The organism is Streptomyces sp. NBC_01571, from assembly GCF_026339875.1.
Classification (GTDB): domain Bacteria; phylum Actinomycetota; class Actinomycetes; order Streptomycetales; family Streptomycetaceae; genus Streptomyces.
In genome coordinates, this window is sequence record NZ_JAPEPZ010000001.1 from 6,488,109 (window position 1) to 6,507,723 (window position 19,615).

The following is a 19,615-nucleotide window of genomic DNA, read 5'->3' on the forward strand; positions in this document are numbered from 1 at the left end:
ATGGCACTCACGTTCACGGACCTCGTCGAGGTCGACCTGGGCAGGCTCGACTCCGCCGTCACCGACTGGAAGAACACCGTCGACGGTCTCAAGACCCAGGCGGAGAACGCCCGCAAGGGCATGCAGGCCAAGTCCGACGCCGCCCGCTGGGCCGGGGTGAACGCCACGGTGACACGGGAGTTCGTGGCCAAGACGACCAAGGAGATAGCCGACCTCCACACCGAGGCGAACAGCATCTACCAGGTCCTCGACGACGCCCACACGGAACTCGCGGCCCTCCAGAAGCAGATCAGGACCGCGGTCCAGACGGACGCCCCCGCTCTCGGCATCCGCGTGGAGGACATCGGCGACGGCAAGGTCCGCTGCTTCTTCCCGCACATCCGGGGCGACACGGACGAACGGACGCAGGAACAGCTCGACGCCAGGCAGGAGTTGGAGGGCCGTATCAACGGGCTCCTCGCCCACGCCTCGGAGATCGACGCCTCGGTGGCCCGCGCCCTGCGCAAGAGCCACGGCGGCGATCCGCACAACGCCGGGCACAGCGCGTACGAGTCCCTGAACGACGCCCAGGTCGAACGCGCGCTGGAACTCGCCCACAAGGGCGACAAGATGACCGACCAGGAACTGGCCGAGCTCAACCGGCTGATCCGCTACAACGGGCGTGAGAAGGACGGCGAGTTCGCCACCGAGTTCTACGAGGGTCTCGGCGGGCCGGAGAAGACGCTTCAGTTCTACGCCGAGATGTCCATCGACGGGACCGGCGGGGATGCGTCCAAGGTCCGGCTGGACGGCGTACGCGACCTCCAGAAGAACATGGGCTTCGCGCTGGCCAACGCCACCGACCCGGACACCGCGCACCATCTGCCGGGCAGTTGGGGCGCCGACTTCCGCCGCCTCGGCACCCAGGAGATCGGCTGGGAAAAGGGCCAGTGGAACAAGCCGTACGGGTACCAGGTGCTCGGCGGGCTCCTCCGCTACGGGAACTACGACGCCCGCTTCATCAACCCGATCGCGGAGCACATCACCCAGCTCCACAAGGAAGACCCGTACCGCTTCCTGAACAACAAGCCCATGGGCAGCGAGGACATCTACGGCTTCAACCCCTCCGGCAGGCTCGGCACCGGCAACGACCCGCTCAACAGCGTCCTGGAGGCGCTCGGCCACAGCCCGGAGGCCTCGGAGAAGTTCTTCACCGACACGCCCACCGCGTACAACGAGGACGGCACGGTCAAGAAGGACGGCAAGGTCGGGTTCGACACCTATCTCGACCTGTTCACCGACAAGGACTTCGAGTGGACCGTCGACACGAACGACACCAACATTCTCGCCGACGAGGACAAGACGAAGAAGGCGCTGGGCTACGGCCCCGAGGCCCTCGGCCACGCCCTTGAATCGGCGACGACGGGGCGCCCGTACGACAGCGACGACACGGCGGACGCGATCCGTCACACGCCCGAGCGGGCCCAGCTTGTCAACGACATCGTCGACAAGTTCGGAACGAACCCGGAACTGATCCGGCACAACGAGAACGGCGACGTCGACGGGGACTCAGGACCTCTCTACGCCCTGCGTGGCAGCCTGGGGGACATCACCGCGGAGTACATGGGCGACTTCCAGCGGGCCATGTACGAGGAGGGCGGTTCCAGCACGCTGTTCCCCACCTTCGGAGCCGAGGCGGGTCTCGATCCGGGCCACGCGCAGCGCTTCCTGGGCGAGGTGGGGCAGGACCCCGACGCCTATGCGGCCATCACCACGGCCCAGCAGGCCTACACGGCGGACGCGGTGGATCACGTGATCAATGGGGGTGGTGGCTCGGCCACTTCCATGGACGGTCAGTTGCGTGACGCGGTGGCGCCCGGTGCGGCCATCGCGGGCATCATGAGTGACTCCCGCGCGGACGCCGTCTACGCGTACCACACGGCCTCCGACACCGACTTCAACGAGGCGGCGGCGGAGAAGCAGAAGTGGGTGGACCGCATCCTCGGCATGGGTATGGACAAGGCCGCTGAGCGCGTGCCGGTTCTCGGAGCTCCGCTGGGGTGGGCTTCCGAGGACATCCAGGAATCCATCATGAAGAGCATCGAGCAGGACACGACGACGGACGCGGAGCGAGAAGCGGGGGGCGAGTACTCCAACGGGCGCTCGCAGTCCATCCGCTCGGCCGAGGACGCGGTCTCTCGCGCGCTCGTCAACCATCAGGACATCAACCCGGACACCGCGGACGCGCTCAAGCGCGCGGCTCGTACGGCCGCGGGCATCAGCCACTCGGACGGGGCGCAATGGAATTCGGAGAGTGACGCGAATTGACGCACAGATGGCGCGGAGTCTGTCTGTCGGTGGCCGCGATGACGATCGCGGTGGCCGGCTGCTCCGAGGAGCAGAAACGGGAGTACACGCTCCCGAAGAGTCTGTGCGGCGTCCCCGCCCCGACGCAGGCTCTCTCCCGGCTGTTGCCGGCGGGCAAGCACCTGGCCCTCGACGAGGCCACCCCGGTGGCCGACGCGATCACGACGTGCAAGGCGACGGTCGACGGCGACCTGGTGCTCTCCCTGGAGCGGGAGAGCCGGGAGGCGGGGGCTTCGGCACGTGACATCGCGGTGAACCAACTCGGTGTCAAGCAGCCGATGTCCGCGGAACGGAACAGCGTCGCGTACGCGGACTGGGCCGCCGTGTCGGTGGTCGAGTGCCGTGGAGGAGGCGCCGCGGACAAGGACATCTCCGTCGCCGTCAAGGTCCTCAAGCCGGGACACCGTGACGAGTCGGCCATGAAGGAACTGATCCTGGAGTACACGTCCGCGTTGAAGAAGCAGCGGCCCTGCAAGGAGACCCCGTGACCTCTCTCGGCGCAGTCCTCCGCCCCCAGTTGCCCCCGGAACGCCTCCGTGGCGTCGCCCGGCTCGCGGACGACGTGGGGCTGGAGGAGCTGTGGTTGTGGGAGGACTGTTTCCGGGAGGGCGGGATCTCGGCGGCAGCCGCCACGCTGGCCTGGACCGAGCGCCTGCGCGTCGGGGTCGGCCTGCTCCCCGTACCCCTGCGCAACGTGGCGCTCGTCGCCATGGAGGCCGCCGCCCTGGACCGGATGTTCCCGGGCCGGGCGGTGCTCGGTGTCGGGCACGGCGTGCAGGAGTGGATGGGGCAGGTCGGAGCGCGGCCCGAGTCGCCGCTGACCCTGCTGCGCGAGCACCTCGACGCGCTGCGCGCACTGCTCCGGGGCGAGCGCCTCACCACGCGCGGGCGGTACGTGACCCTGGACGACGTCGCCCTCGACTGGCCCCCGGCCGCCCCCGTGCCCGTGCTCGCCGGCGCCACCGGACCGCGTACGCTCCGGCTCGCCGGGGAGGCCGCCGACGGCACCGTCCTCACCGCGTCGACCACACCGGCCGGTGTACGGCGCGCACGCCGGCTCATCGACGAGGGACGCGCGTCCGCCGGCCGCAGCGACCCGCACCGGGTCGTCGTGTATCTCCTGACCGCCACCGGACCCGACGCCGAGGCCCGGCTCAAGGCCGAGTTCGACTCGGAGGGCCTCGGCTCGGTCCCGGACCTCGGTGTCGCGGGAGGGGCGGGCGCCGTCGCCGAGGCCGTGGGGCGGCTCGCGGAGGCCGGGGCCGACGCGGTGATCCTCCAGCCCACGGGCGACGAACCGGATCCCGAGGGGTTCGTGCGGTTCGCGGCCGAGGAGGTGCGGGCGCTCGTTCCGTAGGCCGGGCGCGCGTCCACCGGGCGGCAGGCCCGTCCGACGGCGGGCCCGTTGTCAGTGCCGGGTGCCAGACTCGCGTGTATGACAACAGAGGTCAGCGTGCGGTTGCGGGACGTCGTGGAGGCCGATCTGGAGGCCTTCCTCGCGTACGAGCACGAGCCCGAGGCCCTGCGGCGTTCGAGGTTCACGCCGCGGCCGCGGGACGCCTTCATGCGGCACTGGAGGGAGCGGATCCTCGGCGACGCGACCTGCCTGGTGCAGGCGGTCGTCGTGGACGAGGAGGTGGCGGGCAGCATCGTCGCCTGGTGGGAGGACGACCGGCGGTTCATCGGCTACTGGCTGGGCCGCCCGTACTGGGGCCGTGGCATCGGCGGCAGAGCCCTCGGCCTGTTCCTCGGCATCGAGAAGAACCGGCCCCTGTACGCCGATCCCTTCACCGAGAACACCGCGTCGGTCCGCCTGTTGGAGAAGCACGGCTTCCAGCACACCGGGACGGTGCGCCACGGCGAGGACGAACACGCCCTGCTCGTCCTCCCCGGGAACCCCCGGTCGGCTGCGGGGGACGCGTCGCGCGAGCGCCTCTGACCGACGTCCCTGGCCGCCGGCGCGGGAGAGCCCGTGTCCGTCTCAGTCCGGCCGGTGTCCGTCTCAGTCCGGCCGGTGGCCCCCCGTGCTCCCGTCGATCAGCTCCCGCACGATGTCCATGTGCCCCGCGTGCCGGGCCGTCTCCTCGACCATGCGGATGAGGACCCAGCGCAGGGAGACCGTCGTGCCGTGCCACGACGTGCCCACGTCGTCGAGCGACAGTTCGGCGATCGTGCGGTCCGCGGCGGCGCGGGCGCGGCCGTAGAACTCCACGATCTGTGCCGTCGTCTCGCCCTGGCCCGCGCTCATGTCCTCCTCGGAGGCCGGGTCGAACCAGAGCGGCTCGGTCGGCCGCCCGAAGGTCGAGCAGAACCAGCCGTACTCGACGGACGCGAGGTGCTTCACCAGGCCCAGCAGGTTGGTGCCCGACGGCGTCATCACCCGCCTGAGCCGCTCGTCGTCGAGCCCCTCGAGCTTCCAGAGCACGGCGTCCCGATGCCGGTCGAGACTCGCGTGCAGACTCTCCTTCTCGCCGCCCGTGTACGGCACTTGCCCGGTCCCGGTCTTCGTCGTCATGCCCGGAACGTAGCAGCGGCCACCGACACGGCCGGGCGGCGGAAAACGCCTCGCTTCCCCTGGCTGCCGTTGGGAGGATCGCCGTCATGACCGTTCCGCGTACCTTCGAGGCCCTCGTCGCCGAGGCCGCGTCCGCGTCCGTCGAGGGGTGGGACTTCTCCTGGTTCGAGGGCCGCGCCACCGAGCAGCGGCCCTCATGGGGGTACGCGCGGGCGATGGGGGAGCGGCTGGCGCGGGCCGCTGCCGCGCTGGACATCCAGACCGGCGGCGGCGAAGTCCTCGCCTCCGCGCCGAGGATGCCCCCGGTCATGGTCGCCACCGAGGGCTGGCCCCCGAACGTGGCCAGGGCCACCGCCCTGCTCCGGCCGCGCGGCGCCGTGGTCGTAGCCGCCCCCGAGGACGCGCCGCTGCCCTTCGCCGACGGAGCCTTCGACCTGGTCACCAGCCGGCATCCCGTCAGCACCCACTGGGCCGAGATCGCCCGTGTCCTGAGCCCCGGCGGCACGTACTTCTCCCAGCAGGTCGGTCCCGCGAGCGTCTTCGAACTGGTCGAGCACTTCCTGGGGCCGCAGCCGGAGGCGGTCAGGGACGGCCGGCACCCCGACCGGGCCCGAGCCGCCGCGGAGGCCGCCGGGCTCGACGTCGTCGGCCTGCGTGCGGAGCGGCTGCGCGTCGAGTTCCTCGACATCGGAGCCGTCGTCCACTTCCTGCGCAAGGTGATCTGGATGGTCCCCGGCTTCACCGTCGAGCGGTACCGGCCCCAACTCCGCTCCCTGCACGAGCGGATCGAGGCGGAGGGGCCGTTCGTCGCCCACAGCACCCGCTTCTTGATCGAGGCGCGGAAGCCGCGGCCGTAGGAATCAGGGTCGCCGTCGCCGTCGCCGTCGCGGCCGCCCGGAGTTGCGGCTCGGCGAGACCCCGGCGCTCCCCGCTCCGAGGGCGAACGGGATGATCGACACATGCCGGAACCGAATGACCGAAAACACCCTGATGCGGGCCGTCATGTGCGAGATGTTCCTCCGGATGCCGGCCGGCTCGCGGGGTTTTCACATCGTTATCGAGGGCGGCTCGCCCTGGTTGATCGCCTCACGTAAGTTCAGACCAAGGTAATTCGCGTGAGCAAAGCCGCGCGTGTGCGGCACCGCGCGGTGGAGGGGGCTGCGCGGTGCCGCGTCCGCCCCCTGACGCGGGGTCACCGGCCGTGCAGGGTGACCTGGGCTCCCCGCCGCACGCCCCACCGCTCCATCGCCCCGGCCTCCGCCTCCAGGACGTACCGGGAGCGCGGGCGGGGGAGCCCCAGCCGGCCCGGCCGCATCGTCCGCACCGCCAGGACCCGAAGTCTCCGGTCCAGGTACGCGACGTCGATCGTGAACCGCATGCCCAGGGTGTGCACCGCGCTCGCCGGACCGAGCAGCAACGCCCCCTCGACCCCGTCCCGCCCGAGCAGGCCGCGGCGCCGGGCCCGCGCCGACTCGGCGAGTTCCAGCGGCACGGGTTCGGGCGTCCGTTCGGTGGTGAACATGACCATGGCTGCGAAGTTAGCGCCGCCGTCAAGCGGGCGACGTGGACGCGCGTCACTCTCCCGGAGTACGCAGGGGCGGGAGGGCGCGTGGGGAGCCAGGGGACGTGGACCCCATGGATCGCCCTGATTCCCTGTGGATTCCTCCGAATACCGCGTGATTCCCTTTGAATCCGTTGTGATCCGGCCAAGATCACGCCCTGAATGAGGGATTCCGCGCTCACCCCGGCGTCGTCGGACGGTTTCGGAGAGTAGTTGTGGCACGCCGATGCACGCAGCATCACTTACGAAGGGTTATGGTGGAAACCCCCCCTCGGGCCGGTCCGTCTCCCCCCCACGGACCGGCCCGTTTTTCGTGCCCCGACACGGCGGCCCGCCGGGCCGGTGTCTGCGCCCCCGTGCGCCCCCCTGACCTCGGGGGCACGGGCCCGGTGACTCAGTGCCGTCCGGCCCAGATGTTCGTCCCCGGCGTCGACACCGCGAAGGTGTCGATCTCCTTCAGCTCCTCGTCCGTGAGCTTCGGACCGGCCAGCGCCGCCACGTTCTCCTCCAACTGCGCCACGCTGGACGCGCCGATGAGGGCGGAGGTCATCCGCTCGTCGCGCAGCACCCAGGTGAGCGCGAGCTGGGCGAGGGACTGGCCGCGGCGGGCCGCGATGGCGTTCAGCCCCTTCAGCCGGCGCAGCACCTCGTCGCTCAGCAGCTGCGGGTCCAGCGACTTGCCCTGCGTGGCCCGCGAGCCCTCCGGGATGCCCTGGAGGTACTTGCCCGTCAGCAGGCCCTGCGCGAGCGGCACGAAGGAGATGCAGCCCATGCCGGCCGCCTCCAGCGTGTCGAGCAGGTCGTCGTCCTCGGTCCAGCGGTTGATCATCGAGTACGAGGGCTGGTGGATCAGCGGCCGTACCCCCATTGAGGTGAGGATCCGGGCGGCCTCCGCGGTCTGCTCGCTGCTGTAGGAGGACACGCCGACGTACAGCGCCTTGCCCTGCTGGACGGCGGACGCGAGCGCGCCCATCGTCTCCTCGAGCGGGGTGTCCGGATCGAAGCGGTGCGAGTAGAAGATGTCCACGTAGTCGACGCCCATCCGCTGCAGCGAGGCGTCCAGGGAGGACAGCAGGTACTTGCGGGAGCCCCACTCGCCGTACGGGCCGGGGTGCATCAGGTATCCCGCCTTGGTGGAGAGCACCAGCTCGTCCCGGTACGGCGCGAAGTCCTGCTTCAGGAGCTTTCCGAAGTTGAGCTCCGCCGAGCCGGGCGGCGGCCCGTAGTTGTTCGCCAGGTCGAAGTGCGTCACACCGAGGTCGAAGGCGCGCCGCAGGATCGCGCGCTGCGAGTCGAGCGAGCGGTCGTCGCCGAAGTTGTGCCAGAGGCCGAGCGAGACGGCCGGCAGCTTGAGGCCGCTGCGTCCCGTGCGCCGGTATTCCATCGAGTCGTACCGCTCCGTGGAGGCGCGGTGAAGAGGCAGGTCGTTCATGGGTACGAACCTATGCCAGGGCGCCGGCACCCGTCGGAGGAGGCCCGCGAGGGGCCCGGGGGTGGACTTCGGCAGGACATGGCCGGGGGTAGGCTTCGCCCCCGGGGACCGCCATCGTGACAGGGGTTGTGCCGAGCGAGGCCGCTCGGGCGCGCCGGTCCGATCCGCACGGAGGGGCTGACAACACGTGAACCTGCGGGACAACCTGCGCCGTCTGCTGCTCAGGTTCTATACACGCAGGGTGGAGGGCCACCTCGACCACGACCAGGTGCCCAAGCACATCGGGGTCATCATGGACGGCAACCGGCGCTGGGCGAAGGCGGCCGGAAGCACCGCCGCCCAGGGTCACCGGGCCGGAGCCGACAAGATCGAGGAGTTCCTCGGCTGGTGCTCCGAGACGGATGTCGAGGTCGTCACGCTCTGGCTGCTGTCGACCGACAACTTCGACCGCCCCGCGGACGAGCTCGTCCCGCTGCTGGGCATCATCGAGGGCGTCGTGCGCACCCTGGCCGCCGACGGCCGCTGGCGCGTGCACCACGTCGGCACGCCCGACCTGCTCCCGTCCCCGATGCAGACGGCCCTCAAGGAGGCCGAGGAGGCCACCGCGCACGTCGACGGGATACTCGTCAACGTCGCCATCGGCTACGGCGGCCGCCAGGAGATCGCCGACGCGGTCCGCTCGATGCTCCTCGACGCCGCGGACAAGGGCGCCTCGCTCGCCGACGTGGCCGACTCCGTCGACATCGACCTCATCGGCAAGCACCTGTACACGAGCGCCCAGCCCGATCCGGACCTGGTGATCCGTACCAGCGGCGAACAGCGTCTGTCCGGATTCATGCTCTGGCAGACCGCCCATTCGGAGTACTACTTCTGCGAAGTCTTCTGGCCCGCCTTCCGCAAGGTCGATTTCCTGCGCGCCCTGCGTGACTACGCGGCGCGGCACCGCCGCTACGGCGGCTGATCCACGGGGTCACCCGGGACGACGCGAGGGACATTGGTCATCCGGAGTTAACGAACGCGTGGTCACATGCTCTTGCATGGCCATGCGCGTTCGAGGGCATAAGCCATGCAGGTCGACGCCCGAACCACGGGTGTCGTATCTCAGCGGACGGCACGGGGCCGTCCGCCCGGGAGGCCCTTTGCACCAGCCCGACCGTGCGGTCACAGCACGGACGAAGTGGAGGGCCGGTCCCCGGCCCGCGCAGCGCGGCCGTCGACCGGTCCAGATCTCCTTCGTCGCTCCCCGACCTCATCCGAGGGGGTACGTCCTTCCGTGGTGACCAGCACAAAGCGCCGTATGCCAGACCGGCGCACCTATGTTCTCGACACCAGCGTCCTGCTGGCCGATCCCAATGCCCTGAGCCGCTTCGACGAGCACGAGGTAGTGCTGCCGATCGTCGTGGTCACGGAGCTGGAGGCCAAGAGGCACCATCCCGAGCTCGGCTACTTCGCCCGGCAGGCCCTCCGCCTGCTCGACGAGTTCCGGGTGCGGTTCGGCCGCCTCGACGCCCCCATCCCGATCGGGGAACTGGGCGGGACCGTACGTGTCGAGCTCAACCACTCGGACCCCAGCGTCCTGCCCAGCGGGTACCGCCTGGGGGACAACGACTCCCGCATCCTCGCGGTCGCCCGCAACCTGCAGGCCGAGGGGTACGACGTCACTGTCGTATCGAAGGATCTGCCGCTCAGGATCAAGGCCTCGTCCGTCGGTCTCCTCGCCGAGGAGTACCGCGCGGAACTGGCCATCACGGGCTCCTCCGGCTGGACCGGAATGTCCGAACTGACCCTGTCGGGCGAGCAGGTGGACCTCCTCTTCGAGGAGGGACACGTCTACGTCCCCGAGGCGTCCGACCTTCCGGTGCACACCGGTCTGACGATCCAGTCGGAGCGTGGCAAGGCCCTCGGCCGCGTCACGTCCGAGGGCAACGTCCGCCTGGTGCGCGGCGATCGGGAGGCGTTCGGCATCAAGGGCCGCAGCGCCGAGCAGCGCATCGCGCTCGATCTGCTGCTCGATCCGGACATCGGGATCCTGTCGATGGGCGGCCGGGCCGGCACCGGCAAGTCCGCGCTCGCGCTCTGCGCCGGTCTGGAGGCCGTCCTGGAGCGGCGCCAGCACCAGAAGGTGATGGTGTTCCGGCCGCTGTACGCGGTGGGCGGGCAGGAGCTCGGCTATCTGCCCGGTTCCGAGTCCGAGAAGATGAGCCCCTGGGCGCAGGCGGTGTTCGACACACTGTCGGCGGTCACCTCGCGGGAGGTCATCGAGGAGGTCACCGCGCGCGGCATGCTGGAGGTCCTGCCGCTCACGCACATCCGCGGCCGCTCGCTGCACGACGCCTTCGTGATCGTGGACGAGGCACAGTCGCTGGAACGGAACGTGCTGCTGACCGTTCTGTCCCGGATCGGCGCCAATTCACGGGTGGTTCTCACCCATGACGTGGCACAACGGGACAACCTGCGAGTCGGCCGGTACGACGGAGTGGTCGCCGTCGTCGAGAAGTTGAAGGGCCACCCGCTCTTCGCGCACGTGACGCTGAACCGTTCCGAGCGCTCCCAGATCGCGGCGCTCGTGACCGAAATGCTGGAGGACGGACAGATCTGACCGCACCTGGCACCGCCTGCCCCCTCCTGACCCCACTTGGTCAAAGGGTGGCGGATACACGGTAGTTGGCGCCGTCCGGCAGAAGGCGAAGAGCCTAGCCGGGCGGCGTCTTCGTGCGCGCTTGTTTCCGAAAAACCGCTGGGGCAAACGGGGTGTGAGCTTTCACACGCAACTGGGAATTGCCTCGACGCGTCCGGTTGCGGCAGAGTCTCAGTCCTGTCAGGCCCCGCATACGACACACCTGTACCCCCAGCGGTACGGAACAACAGGAACCTCAGAACTCCATAGAGCCGTCGTATGCCGCCCGCGCACCATGCGGCGCTCCCCGAGAGGGAGTTGCCCACCGGGCCCGTGCCTCCCGTGACCATGCAGTGCGGAGGCCAGCGCCAGGGGCAAGATTGCGTCCGCGAGGGTCACCTAAGCGGGCGATGCTGGAAGGAAACCGTGTGAGCCGGATTTCGGTCCGGGGATTCGCAGTGGCTTCGGCCACCGCAGTCACCGCCGTCGGTGCCGTTACCGGTGTTGCCTCGGGCAGCACTGGACAGCCGTCGAACGACGCCGAGGCAACGGCGAGCGACTCGACCCTCCTCGCGGACATACCTGCGGGCCAGCAGGCCCAGGTGCAGACCGCGTCCCTGACGCAGCAGGCCGACGCACAGGCCATCGCCGCGGACGCGAGCGCCAAGAAGGACGCGGAGGAGGCCGCCCGCTTGCAGGCGGCCAAGGACGCGGTCGCCAAGCAGAAGGCTGCCGAAAAGGCCGAGAAGGACGCCAAGGAGCGCGAGGCCGCGAAGAAGGCGGCCAGCCGCTCCGCGACGCGCGACGCCTCCACCTTCTCGGTCCAGGCCTCGTACACCACCGCGCAGATCCAGGCGATGGCCTCCTCGATGGTCCCGAGCGGGCAGTTCCAGTGCTTCAGCAACATCGTGGACCACGAGTCCAGCTGGAACTACCGGGCGGTCAACGCCTCCTCCGGTGCCTACGGTCTCTTCCAGGCCCTGCCCGGCTCCAAGATGTCGTCCGTCGGTTCCGACTGGCAGACGAACCCGGCCACCCAGATCAAGTGGGGCCTCAACTACATGGACAGCCGCTACGGCAGCCCGTGCGAGGCCTGGTCGTTCTGGCAGGCCAACCACTGGTACTGAGCCCCGCGCCGCACTCCGGCCGCTCAACCTTCCGAAGCCCCTCCCCGTCCTAGGGTGAGGGGCTTCGGCCATGTACGGTCGGAGCCGACGACTCCAGGGGGGAGTGGTGGGCCGGAGCGGGGGAAGAGGACCGATCATGTCGCGAGTGCCAGGGTGGCTCGGCCGGCTCGGTGCCGGACTGACCGAGCTCGGGGAGCGGTTGGACGAACGCCGCGCCGAGGTGGAGAAGGAGTCCTCGGGCGCGCTCGACGTCGACGTCGACGTCGACGACGTCTTCGTCACCGGAGCCGTACGGGACGCCGGGGACTCCTCCGGCGCGTACGGGAGGCAGGACGTCGGCGCCGACCGGGACGACCCGGACCGCACGCCGACGTCCGCACCGGACTCCGCCGGCCCGCCCTCGCCCGCTGCCGTGTCCCAGCACATGGTGCCGATGCAGGCTTCGGCTCCCGTCGCCCAGGTGTACCAAGGAGCGGCGCGCCCCGATCCCTCGATGGCCGTGCCGTGGGGCGTCCGGGTCGCGGCCGAGGCAGGCTGGCGGCTGCTCGTCCTCGCGGGCACCCTGTGGGTGCTGATGCGTGTCATCAGCGCCGTACAGCTGGTCGTCCTCGCCTTCGTCGCCGCGCTGCTCATCACCGCTCTGCTCCAGCCGACGGTGGCGCGCCTGAAGCGGATCGGGTTCCCGAGAGGGCTCGCCACCGCGCTGACCGCGATCCTCGGCTTCGTCATCATGGGGCTGGTCGGCTGGTTCGTGGTCTGGCAGGTCCAGGAGAACATCGACAACCTCTCGGGCCAGATCCAGGACGGCATCGACGAGTTGCGCAAGTGGCTCCTCAACAGCCCGTTCCATGTGACGGACAAACAGATCAACGAGATCGCCAAGAACCTGCGGGACGCGATCGGCGCGAACACCGACCAGATCACGTCGGCGGGACTCGAAGGAGTCACGGTCATCGTGGAGGCGCTGACCGGCATCCTCCTCACGATGTTCTCGACGCTGTTCCTGCTCTACGACGGCAAGCGGATCTGGGAGTGGACGCTGAAACTGGTGCCGGCGGCGGCGCGGCCCGGGGTGGCGGGAGCGGGGCCGCGAGCGTGGCGGACCCTGACGGCCTATGTGCGCGGCACGGTGATAGTGGCCCTGATCGACGCCATCTTCATCGGCCTCGGAATCTACTTCCTCGACGTGCCGATGGCCGTTCCGCTGGCCGTCTTCATCTTCCTCTTCGCGTTCATTCCGCTCGTCGGCGCGGTGGTGTCCGGGGCGCTGGCGGTCGTGGTCGCGGTGGTGACGCAAGGGGTGTTCACCGCGCTGATGACGCTCCTCGTGGTGCTCGCCGTGCAGCAGATCGAGGGCCACATCCTGCAGCCGTTCATTCTCGGGCGGGCGGTACGGGTGCATCCGCTGGCGGTGGTGCTGTCCGTCGCCGCGGGTGGGCTGGTCGCGGGGATCGGGGGAGCCGTGGTGGCGGTGCCGCTGGTGGCGGTCACCAACACGGTGGTCGGGTATCTGCGGTCGTATGCGCGGGAGCCGGGGCAGCGGCATGCGCCGGAGCCGCGCGGGGCGACGGCGTCGGAGACCCCACCGGTCTGACCCCGACCCGGGTTCTCTCGCCCCCGCCGCCCCTGCCCGACCCATCCCTGGGTGCTCCGCCCCCGGACCCCCGCCAAGGGGCTGCGCCCCCTGGACTCCTGCTTCGCCCGAAGGGCTCGTCCTCAAGCGCCGGACGGGCTGAAGTACCCAGCCCGTCCGGCGCTTGAGGACGAGGCCGTTCAGGCCGAAGAGGGGGTCCAGGGGGCGCAGCCCCCAGTACGGATGGTGCGGCGGGGGCGAAGGACAAATGCGGAAGGCCCCGCTCACCGACGTGGTGAACGGGGCCTCCCGGAGGGGCTACTGCGCGAGGACGGCCTCGGCGTCCAGCGTCGTCCCGACCGCCTGAATCACCGCAGCGATCTTGAACGCCTCCTGGATCGTCTCCCGGCCGACGCCCGCCTTGCGGAGCACCTGCTCGTGCGAGTCGAGACACTGCCCGCACCCGTTGACCGCGGAGACGGCCAGCGACCACAGTTCGAAGTCGACCTTCTCGACACCGGGATTGCCGATGACGTTCATCCGCAGCCCGGCCCGCAGGGTGCCGTACTCGGGGTCCGACAGCAGATGCCGCGTGCGGTAGAAGACGTTGTTCATCGCCATGACCGCGGCGGCGGACTTCGCGGCCGTGTACGCCTCCGGCGACAGGTTCGCCTTCGCCTCCGGCTCCAGCTCACGCAGCACCCGCGGTGACCGGGACGCGATCGCGCACGCCAGCACCGTCCCCCACAGTTGCTGCTGCGGAAGTTCGGAGTTGCCGATGACCGAACCCAGGTTGAGGCGCAGGTCCTTCGCGTAGTCCGGTACGGCGGACTTCAGTTCATCGAGGGCCATGGAGGGTCACTCACCCGCCAGGAGCGCCACCGGGTCGAGGGTGTTCTCGCCCTTGGTCCAGTTGCACGGGCACAGCTCGTCCGTCTGGAGGGCGTCCAGGACCCGCAGGACCTCCTTGGGGTTACGGCCTACGGAGCCGGCGGTCACCATGGAGAACTGGATCTCGTTGTTCTGGTCGACGATGAACACGGCACGCTTGGCGAAGCCGTCCTCACCCTCGATGCCGAGGTCCCGCATGAGCTCGTGCTTCGAGTCGGCCATCATCGGGAAGGGCAGGTCCCGCAGGTCGTCGTGGTCCTTGCGCCAGGCGTGGTGCACGAACTCGGAGTCGCCGGAGAAGCCGAGCACCTGGGCGTCGCGGTCGGCGAACTCGTCGTTCAGCTTGCCGAAGGCGGCGATCTCGGTCGGGCACACGAAGGTGAAGTCCTTGGGCCACGCGAAGATGACCTTCCACTGACCCTCGTAGGTCTTGTGGTCGATCTGCCGGAACTCCTCACCCTTCTCCAGCGAGACGCAGGCGGTCAGATCGAACTGGGGGAACTTGTCACCAACAGTGAGCACGCGCTCTCCTTGCAGCGAGGGAACGCCCCTTTTGAGGACTATTCCCTTGGGTCGGACGATGCCGATCGTGGCACAAGCTGCATTGATTAGTGAAATTGGTACACTCTGTCACGTTGATCGGATGCAACTATCAGTGACGATGAGTGAGAGGTGGCCGCCATGGTGAGCCCTGTCGGCGGCCGAGCGAGCGTCAAAGGCACCGGAGTTCCCAAGGGGAACGGCCGCCGCCAGCCCACCCTCGCCCAACTGCGCGCCTTCGCCGCCGTGGCCGAACACCTGCACTTCCGGGACGCCGCCGCCGCGATCGGCATGAGCCAGCCCGCACTGTCGGGCTCGGTCTCCGCCCTGGAGGAGACGCTCGGGGTGACCCTGCTGGAGCGTACGACCCGCAAGGTGCTGCTCTCTCCCGCGGGCGAGCGTCTCGCCGTACGCGCCAAGGCCGTTCTGGACGAGGTCGGCGCGCTCATGGAAGAGGCCGAGGCCGTCCGGGCGCCCTTCACGGGGGCCCTGCGACTGGGCGTCATCCCGACCGTCGCGCCCTACCTCCTGCCCACGGTCCTCGGGCTGATCCACGACCGCTACCCGGACCTCGACCTCCAGGTCCACGAGGAACAGACGGCCAACCTGCTGGAGGGGCTGGCGGTCGGGCGGCTCGATCTGCTGCTCCTCGCCGTGCCGCTCGGCATGCCCGGGGTCGTCGAACTCCCGCTTTTCGACGAGGACTTCGTGCTCGTGACGCCGCTGGACCACGAGTTGGGCGGGCGCCAGGGGATCGCGCGCGACGCCCTGCGCGAGCTCAACCTGCTGCTGCTCGACGAGGGGCACTGCCTGCGGGACCAGGCCCTCGACATCTGCCGGGAGGCGGGGCGCGCGGACGCCCCCGTCACCACCACCGCCGCGGGGCTGTCCACCCTGGTCCAGCTCGTCGCCGGCGGGCTCGGGGTGACCCTGCTGCCGCGAACGGCCGTCAGGGTCGAGACGACCCGCAGCGACCAGCTCCTCACCGGGTACTTCGCGGACCCGGCGCCGACCCGGCGGATCGCGCTGGTGATGCGCGCGGGGGCGGCGCGGGGGGCGGAGTACGAGGAACTGGCCGCGGCCCTGCGCGAGGCGCTGCGACCGCTGCCGGTAAGGGTGTTGGGCCAGGACGCCTGAACGCCGTGACGGTCCCCGCCCGGACCGGGCGGGGACCGTCACGTACGGCTATTCCGTTCGGAGGCCGTCCGGTCTCATCAGGCGCAGCAGCGGTGGCAGGCTGAGTGCGGTCACCAGCAGGACGACTCCCGCACCGATGCCGGTCATCGACAGCAGGCTCGACCAGTCCACGTGCACCGAGACGCTCGTCATCTTCTGCAGGACCACGCCCAGGGTCAGGCCGACCACCGACGCGAGGACGAGACCCAGCGCGATGGGGATCGCGGTCTGCCACAGCACCGACAGGCTCAGCGTGCGGCGCCGGGTGCCGAAGGCGACCAGGACGGAGAGCAGTTTCTTGCGCTCGCGCAGCTGTTCCAGCTGGGAGATCAGCAGGCTCGCGCCGATCAGGAACAGGACGCACGTGGCGCCGACGGACAGGCCGGTGCGGATGGACGTGTAGCGGTTGTCCTGCTCGGTCGACGCCCATGTCCAGGCGTGGGCCAGCGGGCTGAGCTTCGCCGTGGAGTTGCGAACGAGGTCGTAGACGTCCGGCGCCGACTGGTCGATCTGCAGGTAGACGTTGCCCTCGACCGCCTCCGCGCCCCGCGAGGGCAGGGCGCTCGGAGTGAACAGGATGCCGCCGGTCAGACCGTTCGTCGCGTCCGCGCGGACCCCGGCTTCCTTGATGTCCCGTGGCACGGTCCAGGCGACCTGCCTGCCGACGAAGCCCTGTTCGTAGGAGGGGTCGAGGTAGAGAGTCCGGCCGGGTTCGCCGAGCTTCAGCGCGTCCGGGTCGGCGTCGGCGCCCTTGATCAGGAAGACGTCGCCGTCGCGGCACGTCGGCAGCGTGGCCACCTCGCGCAGCGACGCGCAGTTGCCGACGGTCATGGACGTGGTCGTGCCCGGATCCCGCTTCTTGTCACCCAGCGAACCGGAACCGATCGCGGCGACCTTCCGTACGCCCGCGGTCCGGGCGTACTGCTCGCGGGCCCGGTCGAGCGGGACGTCGTACGGCAGACGGACCTGCATCTGAGCCCGTTGGACGTCGTTCGTCGAATTCTTGGTGTAGTCGCCCTCGACCCCGGCGAACAGCATTTGCAGGGCGATGGCGCCGGCCACCGCGACCGCGATGCCGTTGACCATGCGGGCCGCCGTACCGGTACTCAACTGGAGCCTGCGGATCGCGAGTTGCCAGGACACCGAGCCGGAGCCGAGCCGGGTGACCACCGCTTCGACGATCCAGGGCAGCAACGCCGTGACGCCGATCAGGAGCAGCAGGACGCCGCCGATCACCAGGTACTGGTTGAAGTTCCCGTTGCTGTCGCCCTTGCCGATCATCGGGTAGAGCATCGCGAGTCCGGCGACCGGCAACAGCAGCCGCCACCACAGCCGGCGCCGTGCGGGCTTGGCCGCACGCACCACGCCGAGCGGCTCGATGACGACCCCGCGCAGCGCGAGCAGGGTGACGAGCACCGCGGCCGCGGGCACCGCGACAGCGACCAGGGCGGCCAGCGCGGGCGTGGGGTTCAGATAGCTCGGGAACACGCTCTTGCCGAAGATCTCCACGGATCCTGCCAGCTGACGGGCCAGCAGGAAGAAGACCGTGCCGAAGGCGAGCCCGAGGACGGCGCCCGCGAGGGCCTCGCCCGCGGCGATCCGCCGGGTCATCCGGCTGTCGGACCCGACGAGGCGCAGTGCCGCGAGCCGCCGGTCGCGCCGCTCGCCGCCGAAGCGTACGGCCGCGGCGATGAAGACACCGACCGGGAGCAGCAGCACCACGAAGACGACGATGATCAGCAGGACGAGTATCGGGTCGAGGCGGTCGGGCGGCCCGAGGGGCTGCCCGAAGTGCTCGATACGGGTCACCCGGGTACCGTCGATCCTCGGGGCGAGGTCGTCGGCGCCGGCGTAGAAGGTGAGTTCGTTCGCGCCGACGAGACCGGACTCCCCGATGGTTCCGATGGTGCGGTACGGCAACCGCTCGCGCAGCAGTTTCCCGTCGCCGGACTTCAGCAGGTCCGCCAGTGCGGGGGACACCACCATCTCGCCCGGTGCCGGGTTCTTCTTCACCCCCGGCGGCAAGGGCGCCCGGGACCCCTCGGGCTGCACCTCGCGGCCGCGGATGTCCTTGTCGCGATAGGTGTCGTCGACGGCCGCGACGAGCAGGGTCCGGTCGGACGCCTTGGGGATGCCCACATCGGTGAACGTGATGTCCGTACGGGCCTTCTCGCGGTCGCTGCGTGCCTGGAGCGCACTCGGTATCGCCGTGGTGAGCAACAGCAGGGCCACGCCGAGCCCGACCCCGATGGCCGTGAGGACCGCGCGCGTCCAGCCCTCACGCCCACCGGTGAAGGCGAACCTGGCGCCCATGGCGAGGTCCCTGGACCACTGGCGCACGTTCATACGACGCGCTCCATGTCACGGGACTTGCCGTCGCGTACGACGATCTCGCGGTCCGAGTAGGCGGCCACCCGCGCTTCGTGCGTGACGAGGACGACGGCGGCGTTGGTGGACCGGGCGGCCTCGGTGAGCAGTTCCATCACGCGCTCGCCGTTGAGCGAGTCGAGCGCGCCGGTCGGTTCGTCGGCGAACAGCACGCGCGGGCCGGTGACCAGGGAGCGGGCCACGGCCACGCGCTGGCCCTGGCCGCCGGAGACCTCGCCGGGGCGCTTGGCCCCGAGGTCGTCGACCTCCAGGCGTTCCATCCAGGTCAGGGCGGTGCGCTCGGCCTCCTTGCGGCCGGTGCCGTTGAGGCGCAGCGGCAGGGCGACGTTCTCGACGCAGGTCAGTTCGGGTACGAGCTGGCCGAACTGGAAGACGAAGCCGAACTCGCTGCGGCGCAGGGCGCTGCGCTGCGCGTCGTTCATGGTGGCCATCTCGCGTCCGGCGTACATGATCGAGCCGGAGTCGGGCGGCACGATGCCGGCGAGGCAGTGCAGCAGGGTGGACTTGCCGGAGCCGGAGGGGCCCATCACGGCGACGACCTCGCCGGGGTGGATGGAGAACTCGGCGCCGTCCAGGGCGGTGGTGGGGCCGTAGCTCTTACGGAGTTCCGACGCGGTCAGCAGGGAGCCGGAGGGAGCGTTCATCGGGTCGTCACCGCCTCGCGGAGTTTGTCGAGGCGGGCGGCGGTGAGTTCCAGCCACCGCAGGTCGGCCTCGAGGTGGAAGAGTGCGTGGTCGCAGATCAGCTGGTCGGCGAGGTCGCCCCGGCGCTTGCGGTCGGTCAGGATGCGCATCATGCGCAGGTGTTCCGAGCGCTGGGTGTCGAGGATGTCGGCCGCGTCGCGACCGGTGAGGAGGGCGAGGACGATCTTGGTGTAGAGGGTCGACTGGAGGTACGGCTCGGGCTTCTCGGGCGTGGCCAGCCACTGCTGTACGTCGGTGATGCCGGCGTCGGTGATCGCGTACCGCTTGCGTTCGGGTCCGCCGCCCGCCTCGATCCCGTCGACCTCCACGAGGCCGTTCTTCAGCAGTCGCGACATCGTCGAGTAGACCTGGCCGTAGTGCAGCGGCCGGTCGTGACCGAACTTCTCGTCGAAGGCCCGCTTGAGGTCGTAACCGTGGCGGGGTCCGGACTCCAGGAGTCCCAGGAGGGTGTGACCGATGGACATGCGGAGCACTCTACACACGGGGTATACACAGTGCGTATACATGCTGCGCATAGGTCATGGCAGGGAGCGATGGTGTCCAGGTCAGCGGCCATTGTCACGGTTCTGTCACCGGGGCCGCCCGTCCCTGGGGGCTGCCGCCCCCAGACCCCCGCTTCGGCCTGAACGGCCTCGTCCTCAAACGCCGGACGGGCTGGTGACGCGGGCCCGCGCCGGAGGGTTCCGGGCGGGCTGGTGATGCGGGCCCGGACTGAAAGTGGCGGCGCGGCCGAATGCTTTTAGGG

General features: G+C 70.0%; 18 protein-coding genes. 10 read left to right on the forward strand and 8 right to left on the reverse strand.

Annotated elements, in window-relative coordinates; translation table 11 throughout:
* The 4 genes from OHB41_RS29380 to OHB41_RS29395 all read left to right on the forward strand — a co-directional run bounded on the left by OHB41_RS29380 (window position 1) and on the right by OHB41_RS29395 (window position 4,285).
* Window positions 1–2,307, forward strand: coding sequence for a hypothetical protein (locus OHB41_RS29380; protein WP_266701114.1), 2,307 nt, complete (start codon window positions 1–3; stop codon window positions 2,305–2,307).
* Window positions 2,304–2,834, forward strand: coding sequence for a hypothetical protein (locus OHB41_RS29385; RefSeq protein ID WP_266701115.1), 531 nt, complete (start codon window positions 2,304–2,306; stop codon window positions 2,832–2,834). Before OHB41_RS29380 ends, OHB41_RS29385 begins: the two co-directional genes overlap by 4 nt.
* Window positions 2,831–3,703 carry an LLM class flavin-dependent oxidoreductase gene (locus OHB41_RS29390; RefSeq protein ID WP_266701116.1) on the forward strand — a complete coding sequence of 291 codons (873 nt, stop codon included), beginning with the start codon at window positions 2,831–2,833 and terminating at the stop codon, window positions 3,701–3,703. The genes OHB41_RS29385 and OHB41_RS29390 overlap by 4 nt, the downstream gene beginning before the upstream one ends.
* Before the next feature lie 78 nt (window positions 3,704–3,781).
* Window positions 3,782–4,285: a GNAT family N-acetyltransferase gene (locus OHB41_RS29395; RefSeq protein ID WP_266701117.1), complete on the forward strand. Its 504-nt coding sequence runs from the start codon at window positions 3,782–3,784 to the stop codon at window positions 4,283–4,285.
* 63 nt (window positions 4,286–4,348) lie between these two features.
* On the opposite strand, the gene OHB41_RS29400 is transcribed toward OHB41_RS29395, so the two are convergent.
* Window positions 4,349–4,861, reverse strand: coding sequence for a DinB family protein (locus OHB41_RS29400; RefSeq protein WP_266701118.1), 513 nt, complete (start codon window positions 4,859–4,861; stop codon window positions 4,349–4,351).
* 86 nt (window positions 4,862–4,947) lie between these two features.
* Here OHB41_RS29400 and OHB41_RS29405 point away from each other — a divergent pair, with 86 nt between their 5' ends.
* Entirely contained in the window at window positions 4,948–5,718 is a 771-nt protein-coding gene (locus OHB41_RS29405) for a class I SAM-dependent methyltransferase (protein ID WP_266701119.1), read from the forward strand.
* Window positions 5,719–6,053: 335 nt separating this feature from the next.
* On the opposite strand, the gene OHB41_RS29410 is transcribed toward OHB41_RS29405, so the two are convergent.
* On the reverse strand, window positions 6,054–6,389 hold the full coding sequence (locus tag OHB41_RS29410) for a DUF192 domain-containing protein (protein WP_266701120.1): 336 nt from the start codon (window positions 6,387–6,389) through the stop codon (window positions 6,054–6,056).
* A 427-nt stretch (window positions 6,390–6,816) separates the two neighbouring features.
* Entirely contained in the window at window positions 6,817–7,854 is a 1,038-nt protein-coding gene (gene mgrA / locus OHB41_RS29415) for an L-glyceraldehyde 3-phosphate reductase (protein ID WP_266701121.1), read from the reverse strand.
* A gap of 187 nt (window positions 7,855–8,041) precedes the next feature.
* Here mgrA and OHB41_RS29420 point away from each other — a divergent pair, with 187 nt between their 5' ends.
* The 4 genes from OHB41_RS29420 to OHB41_RS29435 all read left to right on the forward strand — a co-directional run bounded on the left by OHB41_RS29420 (window position 8,042) and on the right by OHB41_RS29435 (window position 13,192).
* On the forward strand, window positions 8,042–8,815 hold the full coding sequence (locus OHB41_RS29420; RefSeq protein ID WP_266701122.1) for an isoprenyl transferase: 774 nt from the start codon (window positions 8,042–8,044) through the stop codon (window positions 8,813–8,815).
* Window positions 8,816–9,127: 312 nt separating this feature from the next.
* The gene (gene phoH2 / locus OHB41_RS29425) at window positions 9,128–10,453 is read left to right on the forward strand and encodes an RNA 5'-3' helicase PhoH2 (RefSeq protein WP_168530006.1); all 1,326 of its coding nucleotides are present in this window, start codon (window positions 9,128–9,130) and stop codon (window positions 10,451–10,453) included.
* A 428-nt stretch (window positions 10,454–10,881) separates the two neighbouring features.
* Window positions 10,882–11,598: an aggregation-promoting factor C-terminal-like domain-containing protein gene (locus OHB41_RS29430; RefSeq protein ID WP_266701123.1), complete on the forward strand. Its 717-nt coding sequence runs from the start codon at window positions 10,882–10,884 to the stop codon at window positions 11,596–11,598.
* A 136-nt stretch (window positions 11,599–11,734) separates the two neighbouring features.
* Window positions 11,735–13,192 (forward strand): AI-2E family transporter, encoded by a 1,458-nt coding sequence (locus OHB41_RS29435; RefSeq protein ID WP_266701124.1) that lies wholly within the window; start codon window positions 11,735–11,737, stop codon window positions 13,190–13,192.
* Between the two features lie 297 nt (window positions 13,193–13,489).
* Here the strand turns inward: OHB41_RS29435 and OHB41_RS29440 are convergent, their stop codons facing one another.
* Together OHB41_RS29440 and OHB41_RS29445 are read right to left on the reverse strand one after the other, a co-directional pair.
* Window positions 13,490–14,023, reverse strand: coding sequence for an alkyl hydroperoxide reductase (locus OHB41_RS29440; RefSeq protein ID WP_266701125.1), 534 nt, complete (start codon window positions 14,021–14,023; stop codon window positions 13,490–13,492).
* 6 nt (window positions 14,024–14,029) lie between these two features.
* Window positions 14,030–14,584 (reverse strand): peroxiredoxin, encoded by a 555-nt coding sequence (locus tag OHB41_RS29445; RefSeq protein WP_266701126.1) that lies wholly within the window; start codon window positions 14,582–14,584, stop codon window positions 14,030–14,032.
* 159 nt (window positions 14,585–14,743) lie between these two features.
* Here OHB41_RS29445 and OHB41_RS29450 point away from each other — a divergent pair, with 159 nt between their 5' ends.
* Window positions 14,744–15,739 (forward strand): LysR substrate-binding domain-containing protein, encoded by a 996-nt coding sequence (locus OHB41_RS29450; RefSeq protein WP_266701127.1) that lies wholly within the window; start codon window positions 14,744–14,746, stop codon window positions 15,737–15,739.
* Between the two features lie 48 nt (window positions 15,740–15,787).
* Here OHB41_RS29450 and OHB41_RS29455 read toward each other — a convergent pair whose 3' ends face one another.
* From OHB41_RS29455 to OHB41_RS29465, 3 genes are read right to left on the reverse strand one after another with little or no spacing between them, the layout of a single operon-like run.
* The gene (locus tag OHB41_RS29455) at window positions 15,788–18,124 is read right to left on the reverse strand and encodes an ABC transporter permease (RefSeq protein WP_266701128.1); all 2,337 of its coding nucleotides are present in this window, start codon (window positions 18,122–18,124) and stop codon (window positions 15,788–15,790) included.
* Window positions 18,121–18,810, reverse strand: a complete 690-nt coding sequence (locus tag OHB41_RS29460) for an ABC transporter ATP-binding protein (RefSeq protein WP_266701129.1) — start codon at window positions 18,808–18,810, stop codon at window positions 18,121–18,123. Before OHB41_RS29460 ends, OHB41_RS29455 begins: the two co-directional genes overlap by 4 nt.
* Window positions 18,807–19,334 carry a PadR family transcriptional regulator gene (locus OHB41_RS29465; RefSeq protein ID WP_266701130.1) on the reverse strand — a complete coding sequence of 176 codons (528 nt, stop codon included), beginning with the start codon at window positions 19,332–19,334 and terminating at the stop codon, window positions 18,807–18,809. The genes OHB41_RS29460 and OHB41_RS29465 overlap by 4 nt, the downstream gene beginning before the upstream one ends.
* Window positions 19,335–19,615 lie beyond the last annotated feature (281 nt).

What these genes read in the sequence shown, in the direction of transcription:
- OHB41_RS29380 (WP_266701114.1), top strand. Translation starts at nt 1, where the DNA reads ATGGCACTCACGTTCACGGACCTCGTCGAGGTCGACCTGGGCAGGCTC.
- OHB41_RS29395 (WP_266701117.1), top strand. Translation starts at nt 3,782, where the DNA reads ATGACAACAGAGGTCAGCGTGCGGTTGCGGGACGTCGTGGAGGCCGAT.
- OHB41_RS29400 (WP_266701118.1), bottom strand. Translation starts at nt 4,861, where the DNA reads ATGACGACGAAGACCGGGACCGGGCAAGTGCCGTACACGGGCGGCGAG.
- OHB41_RS29405 (WP_266701119.1), top strand. Translation starts at nt 4,948, where the DNA reads ATGACCGTTCCGCGTACCTTCGAGGCCCTCGTCGCCGAGGCCGCGTCC.
- OHB41_RS29410 (WP_266701120.1), bottom strand. Translation starts at nt 6,389, where the DNA reads ATGGTCATGTTCACCACCGAACGGACGCCCGAACCCGTGCCGCTGGAA.
- mgrA (WP_266701121.1), bottom strand. Translation starts at nt 7,854, where the DNA reads ATGAACGACCTGCCTCTTCACCGCGCCTCCACGGAGCGGTACGACTCG.
- OHB41_RS29430 (WP_266701123.1), top strand. Translation starts at nt 10,882, where the DNA reads ATGCTGGAAGGAAACCGTGTGAGCCGGATTTCGGTCCGGGGATTCGCA.
- OHB41_RS29435 (WP_266701124.1), top strand. Translation starts at nt 11,735, where the DNA reads ATGTCGCGAGTGCCAGGGTGGCTCGGCCGGCTCGGTGCCGGACTGACC.
- OHB41_RS29440 (WP_266701125.1), bottom strand. Translation starts at nt 14,023, where the DNA reads ATGGCCCTCGATGAACTGAAGTCCGCCGTACCGGACTACGCGAAGGAC.
- OHB41_RS29450 (WP_266701127.1), top strand. Translation starts at nt 14,744, where the DNA reads ATGGTGAGCCCTGTCGGCGGCCGAGCGAGCGTCAAAGGCACCGGAGTT.
- OHB41_RS29455 (WP_266701128.1), bottom strand. Translation starts at nt 18,124, where the DNA reads ATGAACGTGCGCCAGTGGTCCAGGGACCTCGCCATGGGCGCCAGGTTC.
- OHB41_RS29460 (WP_266701129.1), bottom strand. Translation starts at nt 18,810, where the DNA reads ATGAACGCTCCCTCCGGCTCCCTGCTGACCGCGTCGGAACTCCGTAAG.
- OHB41_RS29465 (WP_266701130.1), bottom strand. Translation starts at nt 19,334, where the DNA reads ATGTCCATCGGTCACACCCTCCTGGGACTCCTGGAGTCCGGACCCCGC.